Annotated in this window: 4 protein-coding genes and 2 pseudogenes; all 6 read left to right on the forward strand. The window is 67.7% G+C overall.

All coding sequences use genetic code 11. From position 1 onward, the window contains the following. Positions 1–220, forward strand: a pseudogene (locus AB0D04_RS42280) (transposase); the annotation flags it as partial. Between the two features lie 676 nt (positions 221–896). Then, positions 897–2,360 (forward strand): ATP-binding protein, encoded by a 1,464-nt coding sequence (locus AB0D04_RS42285; protein WP_362712774.1) that lies wholly within the window; start codon positions 897–899, stop codon positions 2,358–2,360. Next, positions 2,357–2,764, forward strand: a complete 408-nt coding sequence (locus AB0D04_RS42290; protein WP_362712776.1) for a roadblock/LC7 domain-containing protein — start codon at positions 2,357–2,359, stop codon at positions 2,762–2,764. The genes AB0D04_RS42285 and AB0D04_RS42290 overlap by 4 nt, the downstream gene beginning before the upstream one ends. After that, on the forward strand, positions 2,761–3,114 hold the full coding sequence (locus AB0D04_RS42295; protein ID WP_362712778.1) for a DUF742 domain-containing protein: 354 nt from the start codon (positions 2,761–2,763) through the stop codon (positions 3,112–3,114). Before AB0D04_RS42290 ends, AB0D04_RS42295 begins: the two co-directional genes overlap by 4 nt. Then, entirely contained in the window at positions 3,095–3,709 is a 615-nt protein-coding gene (locus tag AB0D04_RS42300; RefSeq protein WP_362712780.1) for an ATP/GTP-binding protein, read from the forward strand. Before AB0D04_RS42295 ends, AB0D04_RS42300 begins: the two co-directional genes overlap by 20 nt. Next, a pseudogene (locus AB0D04_RS42305) lies at positions 3,706–3,932 on the forward strand (hypothetical protein); the annotation flags it as partial. The gene AB0D04_RS42300 and the pseudogene AB0D04_RS42305, both read left to right, overlap by 4 nt.

Consider the following 3,932-nt stretch of genomic DNA (forward strand, 5'->3'; position numbering starts at 1 on the left):
GACCCCGGCCCGTGTCCGCCGCGACTTCCGGCACCTCCGCCCCAAGGCCACCTGCCCGGCCAGAGCACCGAAATCCTCCCGCCCCGGCCCCGGACGGCCACCCGGCCGCAAGAACACCCGGCCCACCCCACACCACGACGTACACACCGTCCGCAAAACAGACGCCCCGAAACGGCAAACGAAGAAGTCGACCATCCCTCGCCCACGCCGCAAAGGTTAAAGATCAAGCTAGCCGATCGGCGAAAGCTCCATCAGCCGACGAGACCGCTTCCGGGACGACCGTGCCCGTCCTGGACGTATGACGTCCGGGCCGGCATCCACGGCATAGATATGCGTGCGGCATTACTCCTCGCCGCTACTGGTCCCGGTCAGCGTCACGATCAACTTCGGCTCAACTGAGGGTGCGTGGCCCTGCGTCAACGTGACGTCCGGGCCCGCAAGGACGGGAAGGGCTGGGTCGCGGCCCGGGGGCTGTCCGGTGGGCCTTGGGTGACTCGTCGGAGAGCCTTCACCGACACTTCGGCGCGGGGCCGTGGCTCCACCGCGACCCGACGGTAGGCATCGTGGCTGTGCTTATGCCGGTGCCGTTGCCGTTGCCGGGGCCGTTGCCGGGGCGCAGATTCTCCTGTTCAGGGGCGGGTTGTAGCCGTGCGGTCTCATACGCCCTGCGCCGGGGCCTGGTGCGGCGGGTGGCCGGTTGCAGTCGGGAAGGTCGCGTCCGTCCCCCACGTCGCGGCGCGCAGTATCGCCCTTTGGGGCGAGGACCGCCACCGGAATGAGAAAGCTACGCCCGTCTCGGTGGTTCAGCTGACGCTACGCCAATTTCGTTGTGCATATGCCTATACGCTCCCGCAGGTCTTTGGACGATCGTCTATTCCCACAGGTTGAGGGTGCTCATGGTCCAGGAGAAGTCGCTGTCCAGATTGCCGTCCGTGGCGGTGTATGCATGGTTCATACCGGTGGTTGCTGCCGTGACGGTGGCAAGCTTGGTTGAACCTCGCGTGTTCACTGCGGCTGTCTGGATCGGCGTGACGGCTGTGGGCGCGGTAGCCGGCGCCGTCGGCGGGACCGTGCGTCGGAATCGGCAGATTGCGCAACTGCAGGAAGACAGCCGAGTGCAGTCAGCTGCGTCGGTGCGGCAGCACGAAGCAACCGCGCGGCTGGCCGACAGCCTGGTGCCGGAGATGCTGACGCGTTTGCGCCTGAATGAGGCTCCGGAAGAGGTTCTCAACTGGTTGACGGCACGCTGGGCGGGCTCCTACACCGGCCTGCCTTCCGAGTTCCAGCAGGCCCACTGGGCGGTGCTGCGTACCGTTATCGATGCTGTGGCTGCTGAAGAGGGGCTGAGGGACTCTGCTCAGCGGGCCCTGGTGAACTTGGCCAGGCGTATGCAGGCGATCGTCCATCAGCAGGCACGAGAGCTGCGCGAGATGGAGGACCGGCACGGCAAGGACCCCGCTGTCTTCGGCGATCTCCTGCGGATCGACCACAACACCGCGCTCACCGGGCGGCTCGCCGACTCCATCGCCGTACTTGGCGGCGCCCAGTCCGGCCGACAGTGGAACCGGCCGGTACCGCTGTACAGCGTGCTGCGGGGCGCGATGTCGCGGATCGTGGGCTATGAGCGGGTCGAGCTGAGCACCAGCACGGAGTGTGCCGTCGTGGGGCCGGCCGTCGAACCGCTCATCCACGTGCTGGCGGAGTTGCTGGACAACGCCACGCGCTATTCCCCGCCCCACACGAAGGTCCACCTCACGGCCGCGGACGTGCAGTCCGGAGTCGCGGTGGAGATCGAGGACGGCGGTGTGGGCATGAGCGAGCAGGCCCGGCACCTGGCCGAGCGCCGCCTTGAACAGGCGCAGCAGGGCATCGACCTGAGTGACCTCGGAGAGACCCCGCAGCTCGGCCTTGCGGTGGTGGGGCGCCTTACCCAGGCGTTCGGTCTGCAGGTCTCGCTGCGCACATCCGCCTACGGGGGCGTGCGGGTGGTGCTGGTGGTTCCTCAGCAGTTGATCACCAGCGCGGCTGAGGCGTCCGGTGTGGCGCACGGTATCGGGACCTTCTCCGGTCCGCGCGCAGCGAGCCAACCGGGTCAGGTATTGCCTCGCCGGACGGTGAAGCCACAGGCGGCGGTTCGAGCCGACGATGCGCCGCAAGCGATGGAGCGGACAGCAAACGGACTCCCCCAGCGGCGACGCAGAGAGCGAGTGTCAGAGGCGCCGGCACCTGCGGGCGACGCCCGGCCGGCGGAGGGATCACAGCCGGCACCCGGCGAGTGGCTGGCCGCGTTCAAGACCGGACTGTCGGCGGAGGGCAGCAGTGGTGGCGACGACGCCGCCGCGCCGAGAGGAGAACTGTGAGTCAGCAGACGGCCAACTTGGACTGGATGCTCAAGGACCTCGCGGAGAGCGTGCCGCAGACCCGCACGGTCCTCGTACTGTCCTCAGACGGACTGCGTATGGGACACCACGGCGGGGCCACCGAGTCGGCCGAGCGGCTGGCCGCTTCCTGCTCCGGCTTGCAGAGCCTCGCCAGTGCGGTCGGCATCGAGCTTCCGCACCAGGCGGGCAAGATGCGGCTGGTGGTCATCGAGATGGAGGGTGGCTTCTTCTACTTGATGGCGGCCGGCCCGAGGGCCTACCTCGCGGTGCTCGCCGACGCCGGGGTGGACGCCGGGCTCATGGGCCAACGCATGCGGGACCTGATCGCGCGGCTCGGAGCTCACATCACCAGCCCGCCCCGCGGTGACGGGCAGACCAGGTGAGCGACTCCCACCAGGACGGCACGGAGGAATGGCCGGAGCGCCTCTACGTCATCACCAGTGGCCGTTCCTCCGCATCCAACGAACTCGACCTGGTCACGCTGATCGTGGCCAGGACGGTCGCCACGGCCGGCATGCAGCCAGAGCATGTGGCGATCCTCAACCTGTGCCAGACCCCGCTCTCGATCGCCGAGATATCCGCCCACATAGGACTGCCGGTGAGTGTCGTCACCGTCCTGATCAGCGACCTGCTGGACGAGCAACAGGTGCTTACGCGCCCACCAGTACCGCCAGCGGATCTGCCCGACCTTGCCCTCATCGAAAAGGTGATCCATGGCCTTCAAAAGCTCTGAGCTCGCAGAGCCCCCCAACGAGGAGCGGCTCCCGCACACGGCGTCCGCGGCGGTCAAGGTCGTGATCGTGGGTGGATTCGGGGTCGGCAAAACGACCATGGTCGGATCGGTGAGCGAGATCCGGCCGCTGACCACCGAAGAGACCATGACCCAGGCCGGCGCCGGAATCGATGACCGCGCAGGTGTGGAGCACAAGACGGCCACCACCGTCGCCATGGACTTCGGCCGGATCAGCATCAACGACGAACTCGTCCTCTACCTTTTCGGCACCCCAGGTCAGCAGCGATTCTGGTTCCTGTGGAACGGGCTGTTCGAAGGTGCTCTCGGCGCGGTGGTGCTGGTGGACACCCGTCGGCTGGAGGACAGCTTCGACGTCATGGGCCGCCTGGAAGAGAGCGGCGTGCCCTTCATCGTCGCGGTGAACTCCTTTGCGGGGGCTCCAGAACACTCGCTGCAGGAACTCCGCAGTGCCCTCGACCTCCCGTCACACGTACCCCTGATGTCATGCGATGCGCGGCATCGCGACTCCAGTCGTGACGTCCTGATTTCCCTCATGCATTACCTGCACTCCCTCGTTGCAACGGAGTCCTCATGAGCACGCCTCCCTTCCTCCCGCCGCCCGGGTGCCCGGCCCACGGCCTGGGGCAGGACGGACCGCAGCGCCTCTACGGTCCGGCCGCAGAGCACGACCCCATGGCCCTGTACGAAGAACTGCGCGCCAAGCACGGCGCGGTGGCGCCCGTGCTGGTACATGACGATCAGCCGGCCTGCTGCCCTGCCCGTCGGACGAGGCAGAGCCGACGGGGCTGGCGGCGATC

It is taken from the genome of Streptomyces sp. NPDC048483 (assembly GCF_040651455.1).
Taxonomy (GTDB): domain Bacteria; phylum Actinomycetota; class Actinomycetes; order Streptomycetales; family Streptomycetaceae; genus Streptomyces.